Origin of the sequence: Kocuria tytonicola, from assembly GCF_003687175.1 — a bacterium.
GTDB classification, from domain to species: domain Bacteria; phylum Actinomycetota; class Actinomycetes; order Actinomycetales; family Micrococcaceae; genus Kocuria; species Kocuria tytonicola.
Genome location: NZ_RDEX01000001.1, coordinates 484,709 through 507,379 on the forward strand (window position 1 = coordinate 484,709; position 22,671 = coordinate 507,379).

Consider the following 22,671-nt stretch of genomic DNA (forward strand, 5'->3'; position numbering starts at 1 on the left):
GGATATTGTGGCTCGCCGCGACGCTGCTCTGGATGGCGGCACTGATTGCGGAGCGCCTTGTCTATTCTGGGCCGACCTCTTGTGAACTCGCGGACGGAGGATCGGTGTTCGGCGAACCGGGGTGGAGCTGGGTGCCGCTGGGCCACACGTGCACCTGGCGCAATGTCGGCGGTGCAATGACGGTCGTGGACCAACCGCCCATGATGACGCTGATTCCACCCGTGATCCTGCTCCTGTGGGGAGCCAGTCTTATGGTTGGCCGCTCCGGTTGGCTCTGGGGGCGTTACCGGAATCGGGCTGAGTAGTTCATCCATGCCCGCCCACGCCCGAGAGTCAGACCTTTCCATGGGCCAATGGTTGGAACGGGGTCGTAGAGCCGCGATCGCCCGAGCCCCTGGCACCGCTCTCACGGGCGGGTGGGGTCCTGTGCTTCGCGCTCGGCCCTGTTCTGATCGGCGGCGGTCTCCGCTCGACGTTCCTGCCATGCTCTGCGGAAGAAGATGAACGCGAACAAGAGTTCCGCTGTCATGAGGAGCCACGATTCCCTGGCGCCGATGATGGTGATCACGAAGAGGGCCAGCATGACCGATCCCTGGATCAGGTAACCCACCGATTTCCGCTTGAGCATCTGCCCACCGTACGCACCCAGGGGTCGCATGTCAGGTGCCGGGAATCCTGGGGCGTGGCCCCGTCCGGGCCACGCCCCGGACCCTGGTCCGCCCCGGCCTGGTGGCTGTGCCGGGTGACCGCCCCGAGTGCCCGCAACCCCCACCTGCTACCCTTGATGGCTGGTGTGCCGGGAAGTCTGGTCGGCGGAAATCTCATGTTGCCCGTCGACTCCCGGAGGCCCCTTTGCCCCCTCATTCCTCGCTCACTCCTGCCCTGGACACGTCCGGCGCCGTTGATGCGCTCGCCGCCGACGGCTCTGCAGGTGCCGCCCAGACCCTTTCTCCCGAGAACGCCCCGGAGAACCGGAAGCCCTCGCGCCTCTCCCGCCTGCTGGCCTTCCTCCGCGAGGAGACCGTGGCCGGTGTTCTCCTGGTGGTCGCCGCCGTCCTCGCGATCCTCTGGGCCAACTCTCCTTTTGCGGACAACTACTTCGCCCTGCGGGACCTCAAGGTGGGTTACGAGCCGTGGCACCTGAACCTCAGCCTCGGCACCTGGGCCGCGGACGGTCTGCTCGCCATCTTCTTCTTCCTCGTGGGCCTTGAGCTCAAGCGCGAGTTCGTTGCCGGTGACCTGCGGGACCTGGGCAAGGCGGCGGTGCCGATCGCGGCGGCCGTGGGCGGCGTCGTCGTGCCCGCGCTGATCTACGCGGCGGTCAACCTGGCGGGCCCCGAGACCCTGGGCGGCTGGGCCATCCCCACAGCCACGGACATCGCGTTCGCCGTGGCGGTGCTCGCGATCGTGGGCTCACACCTGCCCAGCGCGCTGCGGCTGTTCCTGCTCACGCTCGCCGTGGTGGACGACCTGCTCGCCATCACGATCATCGCCGTCTTCTACGCCGACGACGTGCACGTGCTGCCGCTGCTCCTCGCGCTCGTCCCGCTGGCCGTGTTCGGTCTCGTGACGCACCGGTTCCCGCGCTTCTTCGCCCGCCGCACCTGGGCCGCGTGGGTCATCCTGGTGCCGCTGGCCGCGGTCACGTGGGCTCTGGTGCACGAGGCCGGGATCCACGCCACGGTGGCGGGCGTCCTGCTGGGCTTCGCGGTTCCGGTCATGGGGGCCAAGGCGAGCGGGGAGCCGGTGGAACTCGCCGAGCATCTGGAGCACCGCGTCCGGCCCCTGTCCGCTGGGTTCGCGGTGCCGGTCTTCGCGTTCTTCTCCGCGGGCGTGGCGGTGGGCGGCTGGGACGGGCTGACGACGGCGCTCGCGGCCCCGGTCACCCTCGGCACCATTGCGGGCCTCGTGGTGGGCAAACCGCTCGGGATCATGGGTGCCACGTGGCTCACCACGAAGCTCACGGGGCGCAAGCTCGACGCCTCGTTCCAGTGGATCGACCTGCTGGGGGTCGCGCTGCTCGCGGGCATCGGCTTCACGGTCTCCCTGCTGATCTCCGAGCTGAGCTTCGACCCGGCCGCTGCGGCCGGGGACCAGGCCAAGGTGGCCGTCCTGACCGCCTCGGTGCTGGCGGCGGTGCTGGCCGGTGGACTGCTGGCCGTCCGGAACCGCCGCTACCGGGACAACCCTGCTGGCGTGACGTCGCCGGCCGCGTCCTGACCCGCCGCACCCCGCGCCGCCCCGGAAGGGTCTCATGGCCGCGCCCTTTCCATCCGGACCTTTCCCGGCCGCTCCAGCGCAGTTCGCGGGGGCGGATCCGCGCGGACCCGCGCGGGACGGCGCTCCCAGAAACAGGCTAGGGGCCCGCCCGTGACCGGGTGGACCCCTAGGTGCAGTTCCGGATCTCAGAAACTGCGCAACTCAGTGTCGATCAGCGACCGGCGCGGTCGGCGCCGTCCACGTTGGTGGTGCCCGTGGTGTGGCCGCGATCCGTGGAGCCGGCGGTGTGGGTCCGGTCGGCGGGCCGGGCATCGTGGGTGCGGTCCGTGTGGACGGTCTTGTTCTTCTTCAGCAGGCCGCCCAGTCCGGCGAGACCGAGCAGGCCCCACAGGCCGGCGTTGCCGTGGCCTTCGTCCTCCTGCTGGGTGGAGGCGGGAGCGGGGCTCTCCGTGGCGGCCATGGCCGGGGCGGACAGGCCGGACAGGATGGCCAGGGACAGAGCGGCGGTAGCTGCGGTCTTACGCATGGTGAATTCTCCTTCGATAGGGGTACGTCGTCTCACGAGGACGCAACTATCACCCTACTTGTGATTGCGAGGGTTCGCTGATGTGTTTCCGCGGCGGGGCTCGCCCGGGCGCCAGCAGGCTCAGCCCTCCCGCCACCACGCATCCGCCGGGGTCACCGGCACGGTGCGCTTGTGGCGGGAGCGCAGGAAGATCTGCTCCAGCTTCTCCGCCACCTGCTCGGGGACGTCCTTGCCCTCCAGGTAGTCGTCGATGTCCTCGTACGTGAGGCCCAGCTCGTCCTCGTCCGTGCGGCCGGGGTTGTCGTTGAGCAGGTCCGCAGTGGGGACCTTGCCGACGAGCCGCTCCGACGCCCCCAGGTGCTCCAGCAGCTGCCGGATCTGGCGCTTGTCCAGCCCGGCCAGGGGCAGGAGGTCCGCGCCGCCGTCCCCGAACTTCGTGAAGAACCCGGTGATGGACTCCGCGGCGTGGTCCGTGCCGATCACCAGCAGGCTGTGGTCCCCGCCCACCGCGTACTGCGCGGTCATGCGCACGCGGGCCTTGGTGTTGCCGCGCGTGAAGTCGGTGAGCTGCTCGCCCGTCGCCGCGGCGTAGGCGGCCTCGAACCCGTCCACGGCCGGAGCGACGTCGTACGTGATCACCCGGTCCGGTGCGATGAACGCGAGGGCGGCCTGGGCGTGGTCCTCGTCCTGCTGCGTGCGGTAGGGCAGGCGCATGGCCACGAACTCCGCGGCCACACCGTCCTCGCGCAGCTTCTCCACGGCCAGCTGCGCGAGTCGGCCGGCCAGGGTGGAGTCCACGCCGCCGCTGATGCCCAGCACGAAGCCCCTGGTGTGCGTCGCCCGGAGGTAGTCGCACAGGAAGTCGACCCGCCGGGCCACCTCCTGCGCCGGGTCGATCTGCGGGGAGACGCCGAGCTCGGCAATGATCTGTGCCTGCAATTCACGCATGCGGTCATCGTATCGAGCGCGTGTTTCAAGGGTGTGACGGACCCCCGGCCCACGACGCCGCTGGGTCGCCTCCGCGGGGACCGCCGCCCGCGCGTGTGAGGCGGGGCACAGCGGCGTCGTGAGATGCTGGCCGCATGAGCGAAAACAGCTACGAAACCATCCTGGTCCGCCGCGAGGGACGCGTGGGCGTGATCACGCTGAACCGCCCCAAGGCGCTCAATGCGCTGAACGTGCAGACCATGACCGAGCTCGTGGCGGCGGCCACCGAGCTGGACCGCGATCCGGAGATCGGAGCGATCGTGCTGACCGGCTCCGAGAAGGCGTTCGCCGCGGGCGCGGACATCAAGGAGATGGCCTCCAAGACCGGCTCGGACATGTACCGCGAGGACTTCTTCTCCGCGTGGGACACCTTTGCCCGGCTGCGCACCCCCAAGATCGCCGCGGTGGCCGGCTACGCGCTCGGCGGTGGCTGCGAGGCGGCCATGATGTGCGACATGATCATTGCCGCGGACACCGCCAAGTTCGGCCAGCCCGAGATCACCCTGGGCGTCATCCCGGGCATGGGCGGCACGCAGCGGCTCACCCGCGCGGTGGGCAAGGCCAAGGCCATGGACCTCATCCTCACCGGTCGCCAGATGGATGCCGAGGAGGCCGAGCGCTCCGGGCTCGTCTCCCGCGTGGTTCCCGCGGACTCCCTCATGGACACCGTGCTGGAGGTCGCCGGGAAGATCGCGAGCATGTCCAAGCCGGTGGCCCAGCACGCCGTGGAGACGGTCAACACCGCGTACGAGACCACCCTGGCCGCCGGGCTGCAGTACGAGCGCCGGGTGTTCCACGGGCTGTTCTCCACGGCCGACCAGAAGGAGGGCATGGCAGCCTTCACGGAGAAGCGCAAGCCGAACTTCTCGCACGAGTGAGCACCAGCAGGGAACCGCGCGGGGTGGTGCCCGCCCGGTGACACGCACCGACGGCGCCGTTCCGGGGGAAACCCGGGAGCGGCGCCGTCGTGCTGCCCGGAGCGCGGTTGCAATAACGGAGCAGATGCAGAAATCGAGCGGTTCTGGTGCGTTTGCTCCGTTATTGCGCAGAGGCGGAGGGGAGAGGTGGGCACCCTCACGGGCCACCTACCCGCATGTGCGGTCGAAAGCCGATGGGGCATCCGCAGCTGCGGATAAAGTGTGCCCATGACCTCTCTCCGTGTGGCCCAGGCGGCCACCTTCCTGGGCGTCAGCGACGACACCGTCCGGCGGTGGATCGAGCAGGGTGCGCTCACCGGGCACAAGAACCCCGCGGGGCACACCGTGGTGGACGGGTCGGAGCTCGCGCAGCTCGTCCGCCGCAACGCCGTGAATCCCGAGGACCCCGCGAAGGTGGGCAGCTCGGCCCGGAACAGGCTGGTGGGGCTGGTGACGGCCGTGACCTCGGACCGCGTGATGTCCCAGGTGGAGCTGCAGTGCGGACCGCACCGGATCGTGTCCCTCATGAGCACGGAGGCGGTGCAGGACCTCGGGCTGGAACCGGGGTCCGTGGCCACGGCCGTGGTGAAGTCCACCGCGGTGATCGTGGAGACGGAGGGGCGCACGTGCTGAGCAACAGGCACGAGTCGGGGACCGGTCGGCCGGCCCGTCGGCGCCTCACGGCACTCGCTGCCGCGGTGGGTCTGAGCGCCCTGGTGCTCACCGGCTGCGGTGGGCAGAGCGGGGGAGGGGGCGCGGTGGCGTCGTCCGCCGGAAGCGGGAGCGGGGGCGGGGAGAAGACCCTGCGGGTGTCCGCGGCGGCGTCCCTGACCAAGTCCTTCGACACGCTGGCCGAGGACTTCGAGAAGGACCACCCGGGAGTGGACGTGAGCGTGAACTACGGCGGATCCTCGGGCCTGGTGCAGCAGCTCACGGCGGGTGCGCCGGCGGACGTGTTCGCCTCCGCGGACCAGAAGAACATGGCAAAGCTCACGGAGGCGGGCCTCACGAAGGGCGAGCCACAGGTTTTCGCCACCAACGTGCTCACGCTCGTGGTGCCGAAGGACAACCCGGCGGGGATCGAGAGTTTCCAGGACGTGGTGGACCAGGACGTCAAGCTGGTCACGTGCGCCCCGGAGGTGCCGTGCGGTGCCGCGACCCAGGAGATCGAGAAGGCCAACGGTGTCACGCTCCAGCCCGTCAGCCAGGAGAACGCGGTCACGGACGTGCTCGGCAAGGTCACCAGCGGCCAGGCGGACGCCGGAATCGTCTACGTCACGGACGCGAAGTCCGCGGTGGACGCGGTGAAGAGCATCGAGATCCCCAGGACGGGGGAGGCAGTCAACACGTACCCCATCGTGGCCCTGGGCAAGGCAAAGAACCCGGAACTGGCCGGTGAGTTCGTGGACCTGGTCACCGGCGAGCGCGGTCAGAAGGTCCTGGTGGACGCGGGCTTCGGCGCACCGTGAGGCGCGGTTTCTCCGCCGCACCGCGGTGGGTGCTGCTGCCCGCCGTGCTGGGGGCACTGCTGATCCTCCTGCCGCTGGTGGGCCTGCTGCTGCGCATCGACTGGGTGCACCTGGAGGAGCTGCTCACCAGCGAGTCCTCGCTCGCGGCGCTGTCCCTGAGCCTGCGCACGGCGGTGGTCTCCACGGCGCTGTGCATGGTGCTGGGGTGCCCGCTGGCACTCGTGCTCGCACGCTCTACCGCCCGCGCGGTCACCGTTCTGCGCTCATTGGTGCTCCTGCCGCTGGTGCTGCCCCCGGTGGTGGGCGGCATCGCCCTGCTCTACACGTTCGGCCGCACGGGCCTGCTGGGCCGTCCGCTCGCCGCCCTGGGCGTGGACATCGCGTTCTCCACCGCGGCCGTGGTGCTCGCGCAGACGTTCGTGGCCCTGCCGTTCCTGGTGGTCTCCCTGGAGGGTGCCCTGCGCACCGCGGGCACCCGCCACGAACAGGTCGCCGCCGGGCTGGGGGCATCCCCCACGCGCACGCTCTTCCGCGTCACCCTCCCGCTGGCCCTCCCCGCGGTGCTCTCCGGCGCGGCCCTCTCGTTCGCCCGCTGCCTGGGGGAGTTCGGCGCCACGCTCACGTTCGCGGGCAGCCTGGAGGGCGTCACCCGCACCCTGCCGCTGGAGATCTACCTCCAGCGCGAGACGGACCCGGACGCCGCCGTGGCTCTCTCCCTCCTCCTCGTCCTGGTCGCGCTGCTGGTCGTGGGTCTCAGCACCCCCGCACGACGACGCCGCGGCGCCGGCTTCCGCAGCAACCTCACCGGGTGGTTCGAGCGGGACCGCGCCGAGGCCCCGGGCGACGCAACGCATGAGGTGACTGGTCACGGCCGTGAGGAACGGCTCGGGGGCGACGCCCCGACGGGTGTCGCCCCCGGCGCTGAGAGTTCACCCGCGGGGGACCCGGCGCCTGGGGGCCGTCCCGGGACGTCGCTTGTTGCGCAGGCGGATCGCGGTGCTGCCGAGACTCGTGCACCCGGTGAAGGCGCCGACGCCGGACGTCCCCGCGAAGGCGGCGTTCCGCGAAGACCCGACGACGCGCCGTCGTCCTCGAGCTCCGCCGAGGTCCTGACGAAGGATGCGCACGAGGTCACCGGGCTGCGGGTGGCGGTGGCCCAGGAGCAGCGGCGGGTGGCCGCCGAGTTCACCGTGGAACCGGGGGAGACCGTGGCGCTGCTCGGGGAGAACGGGGTGGGGAAGTCCACCGTGCTCGGCGTGGTCGCGGGCCTGATCGCCCCGGACCACGGCAGCGTGCACGTGGGTTTCCGGTGCATGGTGAGCGGCGGCTCGGGGGAGCGTCCCGTGTGGGTTCCCGCCCACCGCCGCGGGGTGGCTCTCATGGCCCAGGAGCCGTTGCTGTTCCCCCACCTCAGTGTCCTGGAGAACGTGGCGTTCGGCCCCCGGGCGAGGGGTGCCGGGAGGGCGGAAGGGCGGCGTCGTGCGCTGGTGTGGCTGCGGGAGGTGGGGGCGGAGCAGTTCGCGGACCGGCACCCGGACGAGCTCTCGGGTGGTCAGGCCCAGCGGGTGGCCATCGCGCGCGTGCTGGCCGCGGAACCCCGGGTGGTCCTGCTGGACGAGCCCCTCAGCGCGCTGGACGTGGCCGCCCGGCCCCGGATGCGCGCGGTGCTGCGCCGGGTGCTCGCGGGGAGGACGGCGGTGGTCGTCACCCACGACGGCGCGGACGTGGCCGAGCTCGCGGACCGGGTGGTGCGGATGGAGCGGGCCGCTTCCCGGGTCTGGGAAGACCCCCGCTCGGACCCTACTTCACCTCGCGGGTGAGCACCCGCCAGATGCCGATCACCAGGGGCAGGCCGATCCACAGCAGCGAGGAGGTGCCCAGCTGCCCCCACTGCGTGGCGGTGAGGTCTACGCCCTCCATGAGCGGAGAGGAGGCTGCGGTCATGTTCACCCACGCGCCGAGATCCCGCAGGGCAGGCACCATCAGCGCGACTGCCGAGTACAGGGTCGGCAGGACGAAGTAGGCGACGATCGCCAGGGGTACGGACAGCAGCGCCAGGCCGAATGCCACACCCTGCAAGAGTGCGAGCATCTGGGTGAGCCACTGGCCCGCCAGCTGCCCGGAATCGGAATCGATGCTCACGGGACTGCCGGAGAGACCGGCCGAGATCAGGTGTGCGATCAGTGCCAGGACCCACGCCGCCGCGAAGGCCACCGTTCCCAGGACCAGCGCGGCGAGGAGCTTGGCGAGCACCACACGGAGTCGGCGGGGTTCCTGGGTGAACGTGATCAGGGCGGTTCGCTGACTCCACTCGTTGCACGCCGTGATGATCCCCAGCACGGGCAGCAGCAACCCCTGCGGCGTCATCGTCAGGACGAAGAGCCCGGGGAGCTCGGCGCCCTCCTCGCGGGTCATCCACGTGGTGAGTCCGAGCACGAGGGCGGTGAGCACGCCGATGGCGATCAGCAGGCCTCGGCCCGCGCGGGTGTCCACCTGCTTGCGCAGCTCCACGCGCAGCAGGGTGAGGAAGGAGAGCCCGCGGCCCTCCAGCTGGGGCTGCGTCCAGGGCGCCGCGGTCTTCGGGGTGGTGGGTGCCGTGCTCATGCGCGGGTCTCCTCTCGGGCGGGGGCCGTGCGGGCGGGCGCATCCTGCTCGGGGGTGTGCTGGGACGGGAGGCTCTGGGACGGGAGGCTCTGGGGCGGGGTGCTTTCGCTCGGCCCGCCGCGGGCGGTGTCCGCGGTGAGCCGCAGGAACATGTCCTCCAGGCGCGTGCTGTCCGCGGGGCGCAGCAGGGTGAGGGGCACCCCGGCGTCGAGGGCCACGCGACCCACGCGGGCGGCGTCGGCCTCGATCTCCGCGGCACCGTCCGTGCGTCCCGAGAAGCAGATGCCGACGGCGCTCAGCGCGTTCGCGAAGGCCGTCCGGTCCTCGGCGTCGGCCACGCAGCCCGGGCGGGTGGTGAGCAGGTCCGTCATGCGGCCCTGCGCCACGATGCGGCCGTGGCCGATCATCACGAGGTCGTCCGCGATGAGCTCCACCTCGTGCAGCAGGTGAGAACTCAGCAGCACGGTGCCGCCCCGGTCCGCGAAGTCCCGCAGCAGCCCGCGCATCCAGTGGATGCCGGCCGGGTCCAGGCCGTTGGCCGGCTCGTCCAGGACGAGCACCTGCGGGCGGCCCATGAGCGCCCCCGCGAGGCCGAGGCGCTGACGCATGCCCAGGGAGTAGTTCTTGACCCGGCGGGAGGCCTCGGAGCGTTCCAGGCCCACCAGGTCCAGCATTTCGTCCACACGGGACCGGCCCATCCCGGTGATCGTGGCCGCGAGCTGCAGCACCTCCCGGCCGGTGCGCCCGGGGTGCTGGGCGGCGGCGTCGAGCATGACGCCCACGTGGCGGCTCGGGTTGGGGAGGTCCTCGTAGCGGCGGCCCAGCACCAGGGCGCTGCCGGACGTGGCGGGCGTGAGGTGGGTGAGCATGCGCAGGGCGGTGGACTTGCCCGCGCCGTTGGGCCCCAGGAACCCGGTGACCCGGCCGGGCTGCGCCGTGAACGAGATGTCGTCCACCGCGGTGAACCCGCCGTAGCGCTTGGTCAGGTGCTCGATCCGAATCATGCCCTCCATCCTGACGGTTGGACGGGGCGAGACCGCGGAGGTGGGGGATGCAGGCGAGTCCCGTGGGGCTCCGCGGCAGGGATGAAGCGTCTACGCGATCAGGCGGACAGGGTTCTCATGCGCGCTCGACGCGTGAGCGGAAGATCCGCTTCCACCAGGGACGGTCCGGCCCACCGGCGGCCGACTCCCACGCGTCGAAGTCGATGCTGATTCCCGGGCCCACCGCGTCCTGCACCCGCTCCGCGAGGCGCTCGCCCTCACGACGGTGGGCCTCGCGCTGCTCTTCCGTGGGCCGGCCCTCGAAGGGGTCGAAGTGCTCGTCGAAGTTCCGGGTCCAGACCAGGATGTCCGCAGCGAGGTCGGGTGGCAGCTGGAAGTCCTCCTCAGCCAGAAGGCCACCCTCTCCCCAGAAGGGCCAGGGGCATCCGTACTCGTTGAACATGCGGATGGTGGGTTTGGTCGTCATACCGCCCCTTCTTCCGTCGACGCGTGGTGTGTTGATTTTCCCGGCACGTGCAGCGGAAAACAACAGCCAAGCGGTCAGTGCGTTCCGTCGGTCGATGACAGGCGTCTGATCCCCCAGGTGCCCACCGCGGGTTCCCGGGATGACACCTCGCCCGTTCCGATGCCCTGGGCAGGAGGGGACCCGGCCCCTGCTACCGTGACCGGGGCCACCGTGAGGGGCCCACCGTGTGATAGCAGGCCATGGCCCTGCCCTGCCTGCCCCGAACCGGGGCGACGAAAGGACCTGTGACTGTGTCTGCCGAGAAGAACCGGAGCTGGTGGCGGCGCTATCTGGCGTTCCCGTTGATCTACAAGCTCGCCATCGCCCTGGTGCTGGGTGCTGTGGTGGGTCTGCTGGTGGGTCCGGACATCGCGGTCATCGAGCCGCTGGGGACGGTCTTCCTCCGGCTGCTGCAGATGATGGTCGTTCCCGTGGTGGTGTTCACCCTGGTGGTCGGTGTGTCGTCCGGCAGTGCAGGACAGTTCGGCCGCGTGGGGGTGAAGATCATGGTCTACTACATGCTCACCACCGTGGTAGCCATCACCCTGGGGCTCGCGCTGGCCTCCCTGGTGCAGCCCGGCGCGGGACTCGTGCTGCCGGACGGTGCAGGGGCGGAACCGAAGGAGGCACCTCCTCTGAAGGAGGTGCTGATCAACATCGTGCCCACCAACCCCCTCAGCGCCATGGTCGAGGGGGACATGCTGGCCGTCCTGTTCTTCGCCCTGGTCTTCGGGCTGGCCCTGGGCGTCCTGCGGAACAGCGAGGACGAGCGGCTGGCCGGTCTCGGTGAGAACATGCGCCGGTTCTTCGAGGCGGGCGCGGAGGTCACCTTCATCGCGATCCGCGGGATCCTGGAGTACGCGCCCATCGGCGTGTTCGCGCTGCTGGCCGTCACCCTGGGCGAGACGGGCGTGGACGCCGTGGCGCCCCTGGCCATGCTCACCGCCACGGTCTACGGCGGGGTGGCCGTCCAGGTTCTGCTGTACTGCGTGCTCCTGCTGCTGTTCGGCCACTCGCTCCGCCGGTTCTTCTCCGCAGCCAAGGAGCCCATGCTCATGTCCTTCGTGACGCGTTCGAGCAGCGGGACCCTGCCCGTGTCCATGCGCGCGGCGGAGAAGATGGGCGTGGACGAGGGTGTCTACGGCTTCACGCTGCCCCTGGGCGCCACCATCAACATGGACGGCACCGCGGTCTACGTGGGGGCCTCCGTCATCTTCGTGGCGAACGTCGCCGGGGTGGACCTGAGCCTCACGGAACTGGTCAGCGTGGCCCTCGTGGGGGTGCTCGCCTCCGTGGGAACGGCGGGTGTGCCCGGGGCGGGACTCATCATGCTCTCGCTCGCCATCACCCAGGCGGGTCTGCCGTTCGGTCCGGTGGCCCTGGTGGCCGGCATCGACGCCTTCCTCGACATGATCCGCTCCCTGTGCAACGTCACCGGCGACCTCGCCGGCTCGCGGATCGTGGACGGCGGGGGGCGGAGGAAGCGCCGGTCCCGCACCGCAGGACCGGGCGCGGTCGGCGGTTCCACGCCCGCTGCGGTCGCCGGCTGAGCCACCGAAGGCGGGCCCGCGGTACGACGCCGCTCGGAGCCCTCCCTGCCGAACCGCGCCAGCCCGGAGGGGTGCCCACCACACCCCGCCCACGCGGATCGGTAGCATGAGCCGGGCCGGTGACCGCCCGGCGTCGACGTCGAGAGAGGACACCCCATGGCCTTCGTCTGCAGCGCCACCTGGACCGCGAAGCCCGGCGAGGAAGGGACCGTGCGGGACGCGCTCGCCCAGCTCTCCCCGGCGGCCCGCCAGGAGCCCGGCAACCTCTACTACCAGGCGTACCAGAGCCCGGAGGAGCCCGCCGTGTTCCGCATCTTCGAGGTCTACACGGACAAGGACGCCTTCACAGCCCACGTGAACTCCGAGCACTTCGCCCGCTGGGGCGTGGGACAGGCGCTCCCCGCGCTGGAGAGCAACGAGCACGAGACGTACCAGACGCTCGATTTCTGACGGGCCGCGCGTGACCAACCACGACGGGACGACGCCGCCGCTACGCCCGGACCCTGCCTGGGCCGTGGTCCTCAGCGAGGTCTTCCAGGCGCCGCTCGTGCTGGCCGCGCTGCTGGTGGTCCTGCCGTGGACCGCGCACGGGAGCGTCGGGGCACTGCTGTGGGGCGTGGCCGCGGCGCTGACGGTCTGCGGGGTCTCGCTCGCCACGGTGACGGTGCTGGCGCGCCGGGGTGTGCTCACCGACCACCACGTGAGCGTCAAGGAGCACCGCCGCCCGGTCATGGCCGGCACGTTCCTGCTGGTGGCCGCGTTCCTGGCCGTCAACCTCGCGTTCCACGGGCCCGTGGAGATCACGGGCCTGCTCACCGCCACGCTCGCGGCCAGCGCCGTGGTGGCCCTGGTGAGCCCGTGGTGGAAGATCTCGGTGCACGGCATGATGATGGGCGGCACCGCGGCGATCCTGCCCCTGGCGTGGGGGCCGTGGGGTTTGCTCTTCGTCCCGGTCGCGGTGGCCGTCTGCGTGAGCCGCCGCGTCCTGGGCGCGCACACGTGGCCGCAGCTGGTGGCGGGTTCCGCCTACGGGGTGGTGTTCCTGGGCGGGATCTACGCCCTCGCCGCGGGTTGATCCTGCCGCGCCGTCCCGGACCACGACGACGCCGCGCCCCGCCCGGACAGGCCGCTCCGGATCACGACGCCGCCGCCACCGCACGGCGAGTGCGGCGCTGGGACTCAGGCGGCGCCGTCGGCACCCTTCTTGGCCGCGAGAACAAGGGGAACCGCGGCGGCCAGGATGGCCACCGACGGGATGACCCCGAGCCACGGAACCAGCCCCGCGGGGCCCAGGAAGACCAGGGCCAGACACACCAGGTCGAGAACGAGGATCGCCAGACACGCGGTTCTGGCCACCGGGAGGGCTGCGGCGTGACCTGCGCGCCAGGCGGCGTCACTGCGCTTCGTGGCTTTGGTGCGGATGCCCACGGCGCCGTTCCGTCCCATCTCCCCGCTGGCCCCCATGCGGGTGACCATGAAGAGGATGCCGAGCACCACCACGGACATGACGATGCCGATGAGGGCTCCTGCGCTGGAATCGTCCATGCGAGGGACGATACCCGGGGTGCGTGGCCGGGGCACGGGGTGGGGTGCGCCGGGGGCGAGCCCGCACGGGGAGGGAGTAAGCGGCGTCGTCAGGTCAGGACCGTGAGCAACCCGGCCGCGAGCAGACCGCCCACGACGACCCACCCCGTCACCAGCAGTGTGGTGCGCACCCCGAAGTGGCGGGCGACCATCACGATGGACGGGATGCTCAGCGCGGGCAGGGTGATGAGCAGGACCCCGGCGACGCCATAGCTGGCCCCCGCGGCGGTGAGACCCACGAGCACGGGAATCTCGCCGCCCGTGGGGATCACCAGCGCCGCACCGATCACACCCACCAGGAGCAGGGCGAGCGGCCCGGCGTGCTGGCTCAGGACGGCAACGTTCGAGAGCCACCCGGAGAAGAACCCGACGAGCAGGACGAGCACCACGTACTCCGGGACCAGGACCACCAGGTAGCGGCCCAGGGCCTTCCCGAAGCGGACGAGCATCTCACCCCAGGTCCGCGGATCGGCGGGCAGGGCGTCGGGCGTCTCCACCTGCACCGTGGAGAAGCGCCGGCTCACGAGCACGGCCGCGACCAGGACCACCACCACGCCCACGACCACGCGCGTGGTCACGAACGGCCAGGGCATGGTGAGCCCCAGGAACACGAGCACCGCGGGGTTGAGCAGGGGGTTGGCCAGCCAGTAGGCCACGGTCGCGCCCGCGGGCGCGCCGGAGCGGCGCAGGCCGATGGCCACGGGGGCCGTGCAACACGTGCACATCATGCTGGGCAGAGCGAGCAGCGCTCCCGAGATGCCCTGCCCCCAGGAGGTCCTGCGGCTCAGCACCCGGAGCAGCCAGCGGCGCGGCACCAGGGACTCCAGCGCGGCGGCCACCAGGAGGGCGACGAGCGCGGCCTTCCACACGGCCTTGAGGTACACGACGGTGAAGTCGAACGCGCCCTGCAGGGACGGCGTGGATCCGGCCGCGCCGAAGATCGCCTTCCCGTCCCACACGCCGGTCTCAGCCAGCTTGTGGGCCTTGAGGTCGTACGGGAGCCACTTGGCCCACATCAGCCCGGCCACCAGGATCCCCAGGGTGAGCGCGAGCCCCGCCCAGCCCAGGCGCTTCTCGGGGGTGGCGGTCTCGGGGGTTTTGACGGGCGCGGTCGTGCTCACGGGGGCCTTTCGAAGCGGGGGCTGTGCGCGTCGTCGTCACCGGGGGACGACGACGCCGGGCCAGCCTACGCCCGGCGCTATCCTTCGGCGGCCGGGAGGCGCGGCGCTCACACCGAGCTCAGGTACGGCCCCAGGGGCTCCCCATCGGGGAAGTTGCCTCTCAGCTCTTCTATGAAGCCGCTTGGAGACGAACCGTCCCAGAAGTGGCTGATGCTCTGTGGCTCGACAGTAGGGTCGAAGGGCACGACCTCGAGGGCCGCGGGCCCGCGGTCCACGGGCGTGATCTCGCGCCGGTACTCACGCCGCGCGGTTCCGCCCGACACGACGACGTGTCCGTACCCCTCATGCAGACGCGCCGAGACGACCCGCAGGTCCGGGTACAGGTCGTCCAGCATTGCAGGGGTCAGCGACAGGTCGTAAAGGAACCCCGCCCAGTTGCATCGCAGGTTCTCCGGGAACTCGCCGTACTCCAGTGCCACCCGTCCATCCCCCGCCACGGTGATGCCCACGATGTCCTCCCCGGCGGCGACGTCGCAGGCGCGGTGATAAAAGCTGTGCCCGTGGCCCATGGGTCCTCCCTGGTCCTCTGCTCCACGGTGAAGGTCCGCGACTGCTGGTTGAGTTCTGCGCTCGAAGTATCCGGGCTCTGCGCCGCAGGAACGGGCGCCCCGCCCCTCACTCACCCCGCAGCGACGGGAAGTCCGTGTCCGCGTACTCCACGGACTCGCCGGACCCGGAACCCTTCGCCGCCGCCTCGGGCCCGCCCGGCGTCGTACCAGCGCCCTCCAGCGTGTCCGGGTGCAGCAACGCCTCCCGGCGGCGCAGCTCCACGCGGCGGATCTTGCCGGAGATGGTCTTGGGCAGCTCGGCGAACTCCAGGCGGCGGATGCGCTTGTAGGCCGCGAGATTGACCCGGCAGTGGTGCAGGATGCTCTCGGCGGTCTCCGCGGTGGGCTCGTGGCCGTCCGCGAGCACCACGTACGCCTTGGGCACGGCCAGGCGGATGGGGTCCGGGGAGGGAACCACGGCCACCTCCACCACGGCGGGGTGCTCGATCACCACGGACTCCAGCTCGAACGGGGAGAGCCGGTAGTCGGACGCCTTGAACACGTCGTCCGCGCGGCCCACGTACGTGAACACCCCGTGGGCGTCCCGGGAGACCACGTCACCCGTGTGGTAGACGCCGTCCCGGAACGCGTCCGCCGTCTTCCGCGGGTCCCCGTAGTAGCCGGGGGTGAGCCCCACGGGCCGGGGGTCCAGCCGCAGGCACAGCTCGCCCTCGGTCTCGTTCTCCTCGTCGGTGTTCGGGTCGATCAGCACCACGTCGTAGCCCGGCAGCGCACGGCCCATGGCCCCGGGCTTCACGGGCATCCCCGGGGTGTTGGCGATCTGCAGGGAGGACTCGGTCTGACCGAACCCGTCCCGGATGTCCGTGCCCCACGCGGCCTTCACGCGCGAGATGATCTCGGGATTCAGCGGCTCCCCGGCGGACACGGTCTTGCGCGGCGGGTTCTTGAGGTGGCCCAGGTCCGACTGGATGAGCATGCGCCACACCGTGGGCGGCGCGCAGAACGAGGTCACGTGCTCGCGCTCCATCTGGTCCATGAGCGCCACCGCGTTGAAGCGCGTGTAGTTGTAGAGGAACACGGTGGCCCCGGCGATGAACGGCGCGAAGAAGTTGGACCACGCGTGCTTGGCCCACCCCGGGGACGCCACGTTCAGGTGCACGTCCCCCGGCTCCAGGCCGATCCAGTACATCGTGGACAGGTGCCCCACCGGGTAGGACGTGTTGGTGTGCTCCACGAGCTTGGGCAGGGACGTGGTCCCGGACGTGAAGTACAGCAGCAGGGTGGCGTCCGCGGGGGAAGGCTCCAGCACCTCGAACGTCTCCGGCCCGTCAAAGGACCGCGCGTAGTCCAGCACACGGTGCCCGCCGATCGGTTCCAGCTCCGACCCTCCGGACGACGACGTCGCTGCGCCGCCTTCCCCGCCCGCCGCACCGTTCGGGGTGCTCGCGGCTGCGCCCTCACGGGCTGACCCGGAGCTGGACTCGGCGGCGGACGCGGAGCCGGCCGGGGCGGCGTCGTCGTGCGCCGGGTCCATGGCGGGGGAGGCGAAGGCATTAGAGGTCGGGCGCACCCGGTGGTCGGGCTGGTCCGGGACCACCACCAGCGTGAAGTCCCCGGGGACCTCCGCGAACTTCAGGGCGTTGCCGCGGGAGGTGACCACCCAGGAGGCATTGCCGCGGTCCACGCGGTCCCGCAGGTCGTTCTCCCCGAGCATCACGGTGGTGGGAATCATTGGCGCACCGAGCTTGGTGCACGCGAGCATCGTCTCCCACAGCTCCACCTGGTTGCCGAGCATGAGAATCACCCGGTCCCCGCGCCGCACGCCCTGCTCCCGCAGCCACGTGGCCAGCTGGGAGGAGCGCCGGGAGAGCTCGGCGTAGGTGCGGCGCGTCTGGGTGCCGTCCTCCTCCACGATCACCAGCGCCTCGCGGTCTGCCTCCTCGCCCGTACCGAGGGCGTCGAACCAGTCCAGGGCGAAGTTGAAGTGTGTGTACCGCGGCCACTCGAACTCGGCGTGCGCGGCGTCCAGATCGGTGCGCAGCCGGACCAGCTGGTCCCGGGCGGCGCGGAAGCGCTCGGTGACGGACTGCTCGGGTGCGGTGGACTCGCTCATGGGCTCCTCGTTCCAGGTGCAGGCCCCGGTGCCGCGCTGGCGAACCGCGAGCGGCACGGTGACCATGCGGCTGCCAGGGGTCCGGGGGCGAACTTTCCCCCAAGGTACTGCAGGAATGCGTGGAGATGTGGTCCGTGTCACGGGAAATATCGAGGGGTCGAGGGAACGTGCCGGTCGGGTCTCGCTGGGGAGTGCGCTCCGCACGGCAAGGCGCTGCAGTGAGGGTCGAGGGACGTTGCGGACCCGCCCGCCATGAGCGGACCGCGCGGCACGGTCGGAAGGATCCCGCAGCGGATGGGTGCCCGCTGCAGTCTGCCCCTGCAATCCAGGAACGGCTGTGACGTGAACAACTCCGCGCGGGCCCGTACGATCGGCCGGGACAGCAACCACGCGGCGTCGTCCGACGCCGGGAACGCACGAGCGCAGGAGCGAGCATGGAGATCACGGGAACCTCGGCCATCGTCACGGGAGCGGCCTCCGGGCTGGGAGCGGCCACCGCGGCGCGGCTCATCGCGCTCGGCGCGCACGTGGTGGGCATCGACCTGCCGGGCGGCATCGAGAAGGCTCCTCAGGTGGAGGGGCTCGCGTACGTGGCCGCGGACGTGACGAACGAGGACGAGGTGCGGGCCGCCGTCGCCCGGGCCGCGGAGATCGCCCCGCTGCGCACCGTGGTGAACTGCGCCGGCATCGGGCCCTCCGCGCGCGTGGTGGGCCGCAACGGCGTGCACGACCTCGCGCTGTTCGACCGCGTGGTGCGCATCAACCTGGTGGGCACGTTCACGGTGCTCGCGCTCGCCGCCGAGGTGATGACCGCCCAGGAGCCCGTGGACGAGGCCGGGCAGCGCGGCGTGGTCATCAACACCGCGTCCGTGGCCGCGTTCGAGGGGCAGATCGGGCAGGCCGCGTACGCCGCGTCCAAGGGTGGGGTGCACTCCCTGACCATTGCCGCCGCGCGCGACCTCTCCTCCAAGGGTGTGCGCGTGATGACGATCGCCCCCGGCATCGTGGACACCCCCATGCTCGGCAGCGTGGGCGAGGACTTCCGTTCCGCGCTCGCCGAGTCCGTGCCCTTCCCGCACCGCCTCGCGCAGCCCGCGGAGTTCGCGCAGCTGGCCGGGATGATCGTGGAGCACGACTACCTCAACGGCGAGACCATCCGCATGGACGGCGCGCTGCGCATGGCGCCGCGCTGATCCGCGCTGCCGCGCGCTTGCCTCGCCCCAGACGGGCACCCCCGGGCGATGACGCCGCACGGTCCCGCACATGACGATGCCTCGTCACGGTCCACCCGTGACGAGGCATCGTCATGTGGCCATCAGAACCCCGAGGTCCTGACCTGCGCGGGGCCCCGGGGGGGTCGTGCCGCTGAGGTCGGCGCGGCCCCCGGGGAGCAGGATGCAGCTCAGTCGACCGTGAGCACGATCTTGCCCACGGCGTGGCCCTCCTGGCTTGCGGCGAACGCCTCCGGGAGCTGCTCGAGCGGGAATGTGCGGTCCACGCGGACGGCGAGCTTGCCGGCGTCGGCCAGGCGGGCGAGCTCGGTGAGCTGCTCGGAGTCCGGGGTGACCCACAGGTAGTGGCCGCCGTTCTCCGCCACCGAGGGGTCCGCGATGGAGCCGTGCTGGGCGCCCTCGGCGAGCACGGCCAGGGTGTCCTCCAGGACGCCGCCCACGAAGTCCGCGACGACGTCCACGCCATTCGGGGCGAGCTCCCGCACGCGCTCCGCGAGGCCCTCGCCGTACTCCACGGGCTCGGCGCCGAGCTCGCGCACGTAGTCGTGGTTCTTGGCGGACGCGGTGCCGATCACGCGGGCGCCGAACGCCTTGGCGATCTGCACACCCATGCTGCCCACCCCGCCGGAGGCCGCGTGGATCAGCACGGTCTTGCCCTCCGCGAGGCCCAGCCGGGTGAGCACCTGGTACGCGGTGAGCCCCGCGAGCGGCAGGCCACCGGCCTCCTCCCAGGACATGGCCTCCGGCTTGGGGGCGAGCGCCCGCACGGGCACGGAGACGTACTGCGCGAACGTGCCGCCGTGGACCCAGTCCTTGCGGGCGTAGGCGATCACCTCGTCCCCCTCGGAGACGCCGGGGGTGTCGAAGCCCTTCTGCGTCACCACACCGGCGACGTCCCAGCCCGGAACCACCGGGAACTGTGCGTTCATCACGGGGTCCAGCCCGCCGGACATCACCTTCCAGTCCACGGGGTTGATCCCCGCCGCCTTGACCCGCACCAGGACCTCGCCGGGCCCCACCTTGGGCAGGGGCTGGTCGGTGAGCTCCAGGACGGACGGGTCGCCGTACTGCTGATAGGTCTGTGCCTTCATCGTGGTCATGTCCGACTCAACGGGATCGGGCGGGAGCCTTATTCCATGCCGCGGCAAGTTCTTCCGTGCGCGGGGCGCGCTCCCTGCGCTGTCCGCCTGGCGACGTCGCACGGTCGCCCCGGTCCCGGTCCCGGCCCTCGCGTCTCAGGCGCTGATCAGCGCAATCCCCGTGAGCACCGCCGCGCAGCCGACGAGCCGCGGGACCAGGCGGTTCTCCTTGTGGATCCACCAGGCGAGCAGTGAACCCACCACGATGCTCGACTCCCGCAACGGTGCCACCAGCGCCACCGGCGTGGACTGCATGGCGAACAGCACCAGGATGTACGCGAGCGGGGACAGCAGCCCCACGGACACGACCTTCCCCCGGTCCAGCCTCCAGGACTCCACCATCTGCTCCCGCTGCCGCCACGCCTTGGGGGTCAGGGTCAGCACGAGCACCACGGAGGTGAGCGCGAAGTACAGCACGGGCGGAAGGTCCAGGGCGGTCATCGAGTGGTCATCCCACAGGGTGTACCCGGCAATGCACGCACCCACCGCGGCACCCCAGAGCACGCCGGTCAGGGCGGAGCCGCGCCTCGGGGCGGGTGCGGCGTCGTCGTGCGGTGCGGAGGGGCTGCCCCCGGCGGTGTCGCCAGCAGCGCCACCGGCGGCCGCGGCGTCGTCCTCGGAGGAGGCGGCGGCAGGGGAGGTGGGAGTGCCGAACGTGGCCACCACGGCCACGCCCACCAGGACCGCGACGGCGCCCGCCGCGGCGGTGAGGGAGAGCTGCTCGCCCAGGAGCAGCACCGCCACGAACATCGTGATCATGGGCCCGGTGCCGCGGGCCACGGCGTAGACCACGCCCAGGGGCGCGCGGTCGTAGCCGGTCTGCAGGGCGATCCCGTAGACGGTGTGCAGCAGCCCGGAGACCACGGCAGCGCCCACGAGCGGCCACCCCCAGGACTGCCACGCGCCGGGCTCCAGCAGGCTCACGGGAACGAGCACGATTGCCGAGACGAGCCCGTACCACCACACGAACAGCGTTCCGTTGCCGCGGACCCCCTTGGCGAGGATGTTCCACACGGCGTGCACCACGGCGGCCAGCAGGATGAGGGAGACGCTGAGAGTCGACATCACCACCATTGGAGCGCACGGGGAAGGGCCGGGGCCAACCGGGTGGCGAAGTGTGTCAGCAGGAGGTGGCTGCACCCCGACCCCCGGGTGAACGGTTCGTGAACTCCGGTGCTGCTCACTCGCCCCGGAGCGTCATGAGCTCGGCCATGGCCGCGACCGTCTGGCGGGCGATGTCCGTCCTGTTCTCCACGTGCAGCTTGAACATGACCCCCTCGCCCAGGGAGATGACCAGCTCCGCGGGAATCGTGGTGCGCCCACTGAGCCTGAGCAGCTCACGGGCCTGCGCCTCGAGCCGCACGCGCTCCGCCGCCAGCACGGTGGCGAGCTCCGCGTTCTCCCGGGTGGTGTCCACGAGCCAGCACAGGGTGCCCCGCAGGTCCTCGTCCCCCAGGGCGCTGCCGGTGATGACCCGCAGCATGCGGTGCGCGGTGAGCTCCGCGTCCGGGCGGGCGGCGTCCTCGGCGGCCTCCCGCAGGACGCGCTGCGCCTCGGCGTCCCGGCGGGTCTCGATGTCCTCCACGCAGGCGCGCAGCAGGGCGTCCCGGGTGGCGAAGTAGTAGCGGATGGAGCCGTGGGGCACACCCGCCCGCTCGGCCACCTGGCGGTGGGTCACGGCGGCCGTCCCGCCGCGCGCCAGCAGCTCGCACGCGGCGGCGAGGATGTCCGCCCGGCGCTCCACGGCGCGGGCCTGGGTGCCGGTCATGGTCATCACTCCAAAAACTAGTACGAGCGTACAACTATGCTATATCCTCGTCCCGTGCCACCCGCCGTGCGGGCAGAGACAGCGAGAAGGCCAGCGCCGCCATGACAGCCACCCTTGACACCTCCCAGGAGAGCACGGCCCAGGACGGGGCCTCGCGCTCCTTCCTGCTCTCCCTCGCCGCCGTCCTGGGCGTGGGGCCGTTCGCCATCGACATGTACCTCGCGTCTCTTCCCCAGATCGGCGCTGACTTCGCCGCCCCGTCCTGGACCGTGCAGCTCACCCTCACCGGCTACCTCGTGATGCTCGGTGCCGGGCAGCTCGTGGCGGGGCCCGTGACGGACGCGTTCGGGCGGCGTCGTCCCCTGCTGCTGGGCCTCGCGGTGTTCATCGCGAGCTGCCTGCTGGCGGCGGCGGCCCCGAGCATGGCCGTCCTGGTGGTCGCCCGCATGCTGCAGGGCGCGGGTGCCGCCATGGCGTTCGTGGTCATCAACAGCGCCGTGCGGGACCGCGTGACGGGCGACGCCGCCACCCAGGCCTTCGCGGTCCTCGTCACCGTGACCTCGGTGGTGCCCATGATCTCCCCGGCCGTGGGCGGCTGGGTGGGCCAGTTCTTCGGGTGGCGCCCGGTCTTCCTGGTGCTCGCGCTGATCGGGCTCACCGCACTGGGCGTGGTGCTCCGGTGGCTGCCGGAGTCGCTGCCGCCGCAGCGGCGGGTGGCCCTGAACTTCGGCCCCGTGCTGCGCGCGTACGCCGGGCACCTGGGCTCGTGGCGCATGCTGCTGCCGCTGGGGGCGCTCGCCGGCAGCTTCGTCTACCTGTTCTGCTACCTGGGCGGGGCCTCCTACGTGTACCAGGGCCACTACGGGGTGGGGCAGGCGCAGTTCGGCATGATCTTCGGGGTCACCGGCATCGCCTCGGTGCTGGGCGCGGTCATGGGCCACCGGCTGGCGTACCGGATGAGCACGGGCAGGCTCGGTGTGCTCGGCGTGCTCGTCATGGTGGCCGGTGGCGTCCTCTCCACCGCCGCGGCCCTCTTCACCGACTCGCTGCTCCTGCTGGCCCTCGGCGTGGGCTTCGGGCTGCTGGGCCTGGGGGCGTGCGAACCCGCGTTCATGTCCCTGTGCATGTCCTCGGCCATCGAGAACGTGGGTGCGGCCTCTGCACTGCTGGGCGCCACCCAGTTCCTCGCCGGCGCGCTGACGACGGCGCTCATCGCCTTCCCCGCCTCCGCCGCCTCCTGGGCCTGGGCCGTCACGATGCTCGGCGTCGCCCTCGTCTCGCTGCTGCTCGCGGGCCTCGCGGCGCGCCGGAAGAGGTCCGCGACCGGGCAGGCGGACGCGGAGGCCTGACCTGCGAGGCGGGT

Annotated in this window: 23 protein-coding genes; 10 read left to right on the plus strand and 13 right to left on the minus strand. The window is 71.4% G+C overall.

What is annotated here, in order from left to right; translation table 11 throughout:
* Nucleotides 1–406: 406 nt before the first annotated feature.
* Entirely contained in the window at nucleotides 407–628 is a 222-nt protein-coding gene (locus tag EAE32_RS02155) for a hypothetical protein (protein ID WP_124035152.1), read from the minus strand.
* A gap of 368 nt (nucleotides 629–996) precedes the next feature.
* On the opposite strand from EAE32_RS02155, the gene nhaA reads away from it, so the two are divergent.
* Nucleotides 997–2,220, plus strand: coding sequence for a Na+/H+ antiporter NhaA (gene nhaA, locus EAE32_RS02160; RefSeq protein WP_243635638.1), 1,224 nt, complete (start codon nucleotides 997–999; stop codon nucleotides 2,218–2,220).
* A gap of 211 nt (nucleotides 2,221–2,431) precedes the next feature.
* On the opposite strand, the gene EAE32_RS11855 is transcribed toward nhaA, so the two are convergent.
* Together EAE32_RS11855 and nadE are read right to left on the minus strand one after the other, a co-directional pair.
* Nucleotides 2,432–2,746, minus strand: coding sequence for a hypothetical protein (locus EAE32_RS11855; RefSeq protein WP_206059887.1), 315 nt, complete (start codon nucleotides 2,744–2,746; stop codon nucleotides 2,432–2,434).
* Nucleotides 2,747–2,866: 120 nt separating this feature from the next.
* Nucleotides 2,867–3,694: an ammonia-dependent NAD(+) synthetase gene (nadE, locus tag EAE32_RS02170; RefSeq protein WP_121864042.1), complete on the minus strand. Its 828-nt coding sequence runs from the start codon at nucleotides 3,692–3,694 to the stop codon at nucleotides 2,867–2,869.
* A gap of 134 nt (nucleotides 3,695–3,828) precedes the next feature.
* On the opposite strand from nadE, the gene EAE32_RS02175 reads away from it, so the two are divergent.
* The 4 genes from EAE32_RS02175 to EAE32_RS02190 all read left to right on the plus strand — a co-directional run bounded on the left by EAE32_RS02175 (nucleotide 3,829) and on the right by EAE32_RS02190 (nucleotide 7,939).
* Nucleotides 3,829–4,611, plus strand: coding sequence for an enoyl-CoA hydratase (locus tag EAE32_RS02175; RefSeq protein WP_121864043.1), 783 nt, complete (start codon nucleotides 3,829–3,831; stop codon nucleotides 4,609–4,611).
* A 267-nt stretch (nucleotides 4,612–4,878) separates the two neighbouring features.
* A complete protein-coding gene (locus EAE32_RS02180) occupies nucleotides 4,879–5,283 on the plus strand; it encodes a TOBE domain-containing protein (RefSeq protein WP_121846454.1) in 405 nt (134 codons plus the stop codon).
* Nucleotides 5,277–6,119: a molybdate ABC transporter substrate-binding protein gene (gene modA / locus EAE32_RS02185; protein ID WP_424321727.1), complete on the plus strand. Its 843-nt coding sequence runs from the start codon at nucleotides 5,277–5,279 to the stop codon at nucleotides 6,117–6,119. The genes EAE32_RS02180 and modA overlap by 7 nt, the downstream gene beginning before the upstream one ends.
* Complete coding sequence (locus EAE32_RS02190) at nucleotides 6,116–7,939, plus strand: ABC transporter permease (protein ID WP_121864044.1); 1,824 nt, start codon at nucleotides 6,116–6,118, stop codon at nucleotides 7,937–7,939. Before modA ends, EAE32_RS02190 begins: the two co-directional genes overlap by 4 nt.
* Here EAE32_RS02190 and EAE32_RS02195 read toward each other — a convergent pair.
* The 3 genes from EAE32_RS02195 to EAE32_RS02205 form a co-directional block, all read right to left on the minus strand.
* Nucleotides 7,920–8,723 carry a hypothetical protein gene (locus EAE32_RS02195; RefSeq protein ID WP_121864045.1) on the minus strand — a complete coding sequence of 268 codons (804 nt, stop codon included), beginning with the start codon at nucleotides 8,721–8,723 and terminating at the stop codon, nucleotides 7,920–7,922. The two genes, EAE32_RS02190 and EAE32_RS02195, sit on opposite strands and share 20 nt — an antisense overlap.
* Nucleotides 8,720–9,727 carry an ABC transporter ATP-binding protein gene (locus EAE32_RS02200; protein WP_121864046.1) on the minus strand — a complete coding sequence of 336 codons (1,008 nt, stop codon included), beginning with the start codon at nucleotides 9,725–9,727 and terminating at the stop codon, nucleotides 8,720–8,722. Before EAE32_RS02200 ends, EAE32_RS02195 begins: the two co-directional genes overlap by 4 nt.
* A gap of 115 nt (nucleotides 9,728–9,842) precedes the next feature.
* Nucleotides 9,843–10,193: a hypothetical protein gene (locus EAE32_RS02205; protein WP_240625157.1), complete on the minus strand. Its 351-nt coding sequence runs from the start codon at nucleotides 10,191–10,193 to the stop codon at nucleotides 9,843–9,845.
* 284 nt (nucleotides 10,194–10,477) lie between these two features.
* Here EAE32_RS02205 and EAE32_RS02210 point away from each other — a divergent pair, with 284 nt between their 5' ends.
* The 3 genes from EAE32_RS02210 to EAE32_RS02220 all read left to right on the plus strand — a co-directional run bounded on the left by EAE32_RS02210 (nucleotide 10,478) and on the right by EAE32_RS02220 (nucleotide 12,857).
* Nucleotides 10,478–11,782 carry a dicarboxylate/amino acid:cation symporter gene (locus EAE32_RS02210; protein ID WP_121864047.1) on the plus strand — a complete coding sequence of 435 codons (1,305 nt, stop codon included), beginning with the start codon at nucleotides 10,478–10,480 and terminating at the stop codon, nucleotides 11,780–11,782.
* Nucleotides 11,783–11,938: 156 nt separating this feature from the next.
* Nucleotides 11,939–12,232: a putative quinol monooxygenase gene (locus EAE32_RS02215; protein ID WP_121864048.1), complete on the plus strand. Its 294-nt coding sequence runs from the start codon at nucleotides 11,939–11,941 to the stop codon at nucleotides 12,230–12,232.
* 10 nt (nucleotides 12,233–12,242) lie between these two features.
* Nucleotides 12,243–12,857 carry a hypothetical protein gene (locus EAE32_RS02220; protein ID WP_243635541.1) on the plus strand — a complete coding sequence of 205 codons (615 nt, stop codon included), beginning with the start codon at nucleotides 12,243–12,245 and terminating at the stop codon, nucleotides 12,855–12,857.
* A 104-nt stretch (nucleotides 12,858–12,961) separates the two neighbouring features.
* Here EAE32_RS02220 and EAE32_RS02225 read toward each other — a convergent pair whose 3' ends face one another.
* The 4 genes from EAE32_RS02225 to EAE32_RS02240 all read right to left on the minus strand — a co-directional run bounded on the left by EAE32_RS02225 (nucleotide 12,962) and on the right by EAE32_RS02240 (nucleotide 17,169).
* The gene (locus EAE32_RS02225) at nucleotides 12,962–13,327 is read right to left on the minus strand and encodes an SdpI family protein (protein WP_121846240.1); all 366 of its coding nucleotides are present in this window, start codon (nucleotides 13,325–13,327) and stop codon (nucleotides 12,962–12,964) included.
* A gap of 89 nt (nucleotides 13,328–13,416) precedes the next feature.
* Nucleotides 13,417–14,487 carry a permease gene (locus EAE32_RS02230; RefSeq protein WP_121864049.1) on the minus strand — a complete coding sequence of 357 codons (1,071 nt, stop codon included), beginning with the start codon at nucleotides 14,485–14,487 and terminating at the stop codon, nucleotides 13,417–13,419.
* 107 nt (nucleotides 14,488–14,594) lie between these two features.
* Entirely contained in the window at nucleotides 14,595–15,056 is a 462-nt protein-coding gene (locus EAE32_RS02235) for a hypothetical protein (protein WP_121864050.1), read from the minus strand.
* A gap of 106 nt (nucleotides 15,057–15,162) precedes the next feature.
* Nucleotides 15,163–17,169 carry an AMP-binding protein gene (locus EAE32_RS02240; RefSeq protein WP_121864756.1) on the minus strand — a complete coding sequence of 669 codons (2,007 nt, stop codon included), beginning with the start codon at nucleotides 17,167–17,169 and terminating at the stop codon, nucleotides 15,163–15,165.
* A gap of 434 nt (nucleotides 17,170–17,603) precedes the next feature.
* Between EAE32_RS02240 and EAE32_RS02245 the strand changes: the two genes are divergently transcribed.
* A complete protein-coding gene (locus EAE32_RS02245; protein WP_121864051.1) occupies nucleotides 17,604–18,362 on the plus strand; it encodes an SDR family NAD(P)-dependent oxidoreductase in 759 nt (252 codons plus the stop codon).
* A 209-nt stretch (nucleotides 18,363–18,571) separates the two neighbouring features.
* On the opposite strand, the gene EAE32_RS02250 is transcribed toward EAE32_RS02245, so the two are convergent.
* The 3 genes from EAE32_RS02250 to EAE32_RS02260 all read right to left on the minus strand — a co-directional run bounded on the left by EAE32_RS02250 (nucleotide 18,572) and on the right by EAE32_RS02260 (nucleotide 21,308).
* The gene (locus EAE32_RS02250) at nucleotides 18,572–19,492 is read right to left on the minus strand and encodes an NADP-dependent oxidoreductase (protein WP_207803871.1); all 921 of its coding nucleotides are present in this window, start codon (nucleotides 19,490–19,492) and stop codon (nucleotides 18,572–18,574) included.
* 144 nt (nucleotides 19,493–19,636) lie between these two features.
* A complete protein-coding gene (locus EAE32_RS02255; RefSeq protein WP_121864053.1) occupies nucleotides 19,637–20,605 on the minus strand; it encodes a DMT family transporter in 969 nt (322 codons plus the stop codon).
* A 115-nt stretch (nucleotides 20,606–20,720) separates the two neighbouring features.
* Complete coding sequence (locus tag EAE32_RS02260) at nucleotides 20,721–21,308, minus strand: TetR/AcrR family transcriptional regulator (RefSeq protein WP_243635542.1); 588 nt, start codon at nucleotides 21,306–21,308, stop codon at nucleotides 20,721–20,723.
* Between the two features lie 101 nt (nucleotides 21,309–21,409).
* On the opposite strand from EAE32_RS02260, the gene EAE32_RS02265 reads away from it, so the two are divergent.
* Nucleotides 21,410–22,657 carry a multidrug effflux MFS transporter gene (locus EAE32_RS02265; RefSeq protein WP_121864055.1) on the plus strand — a complete coding sequence of 416 codons (1,248 nt, stop codon included), beginning with the start codon at nucleotides 21,410–21,412 and terminating at the stop codon, nucleotides 22,655–22,657.
* The last annotated feature ends 14 nt before the right edge of the window (nucleotides 22,658–22,671 follow it).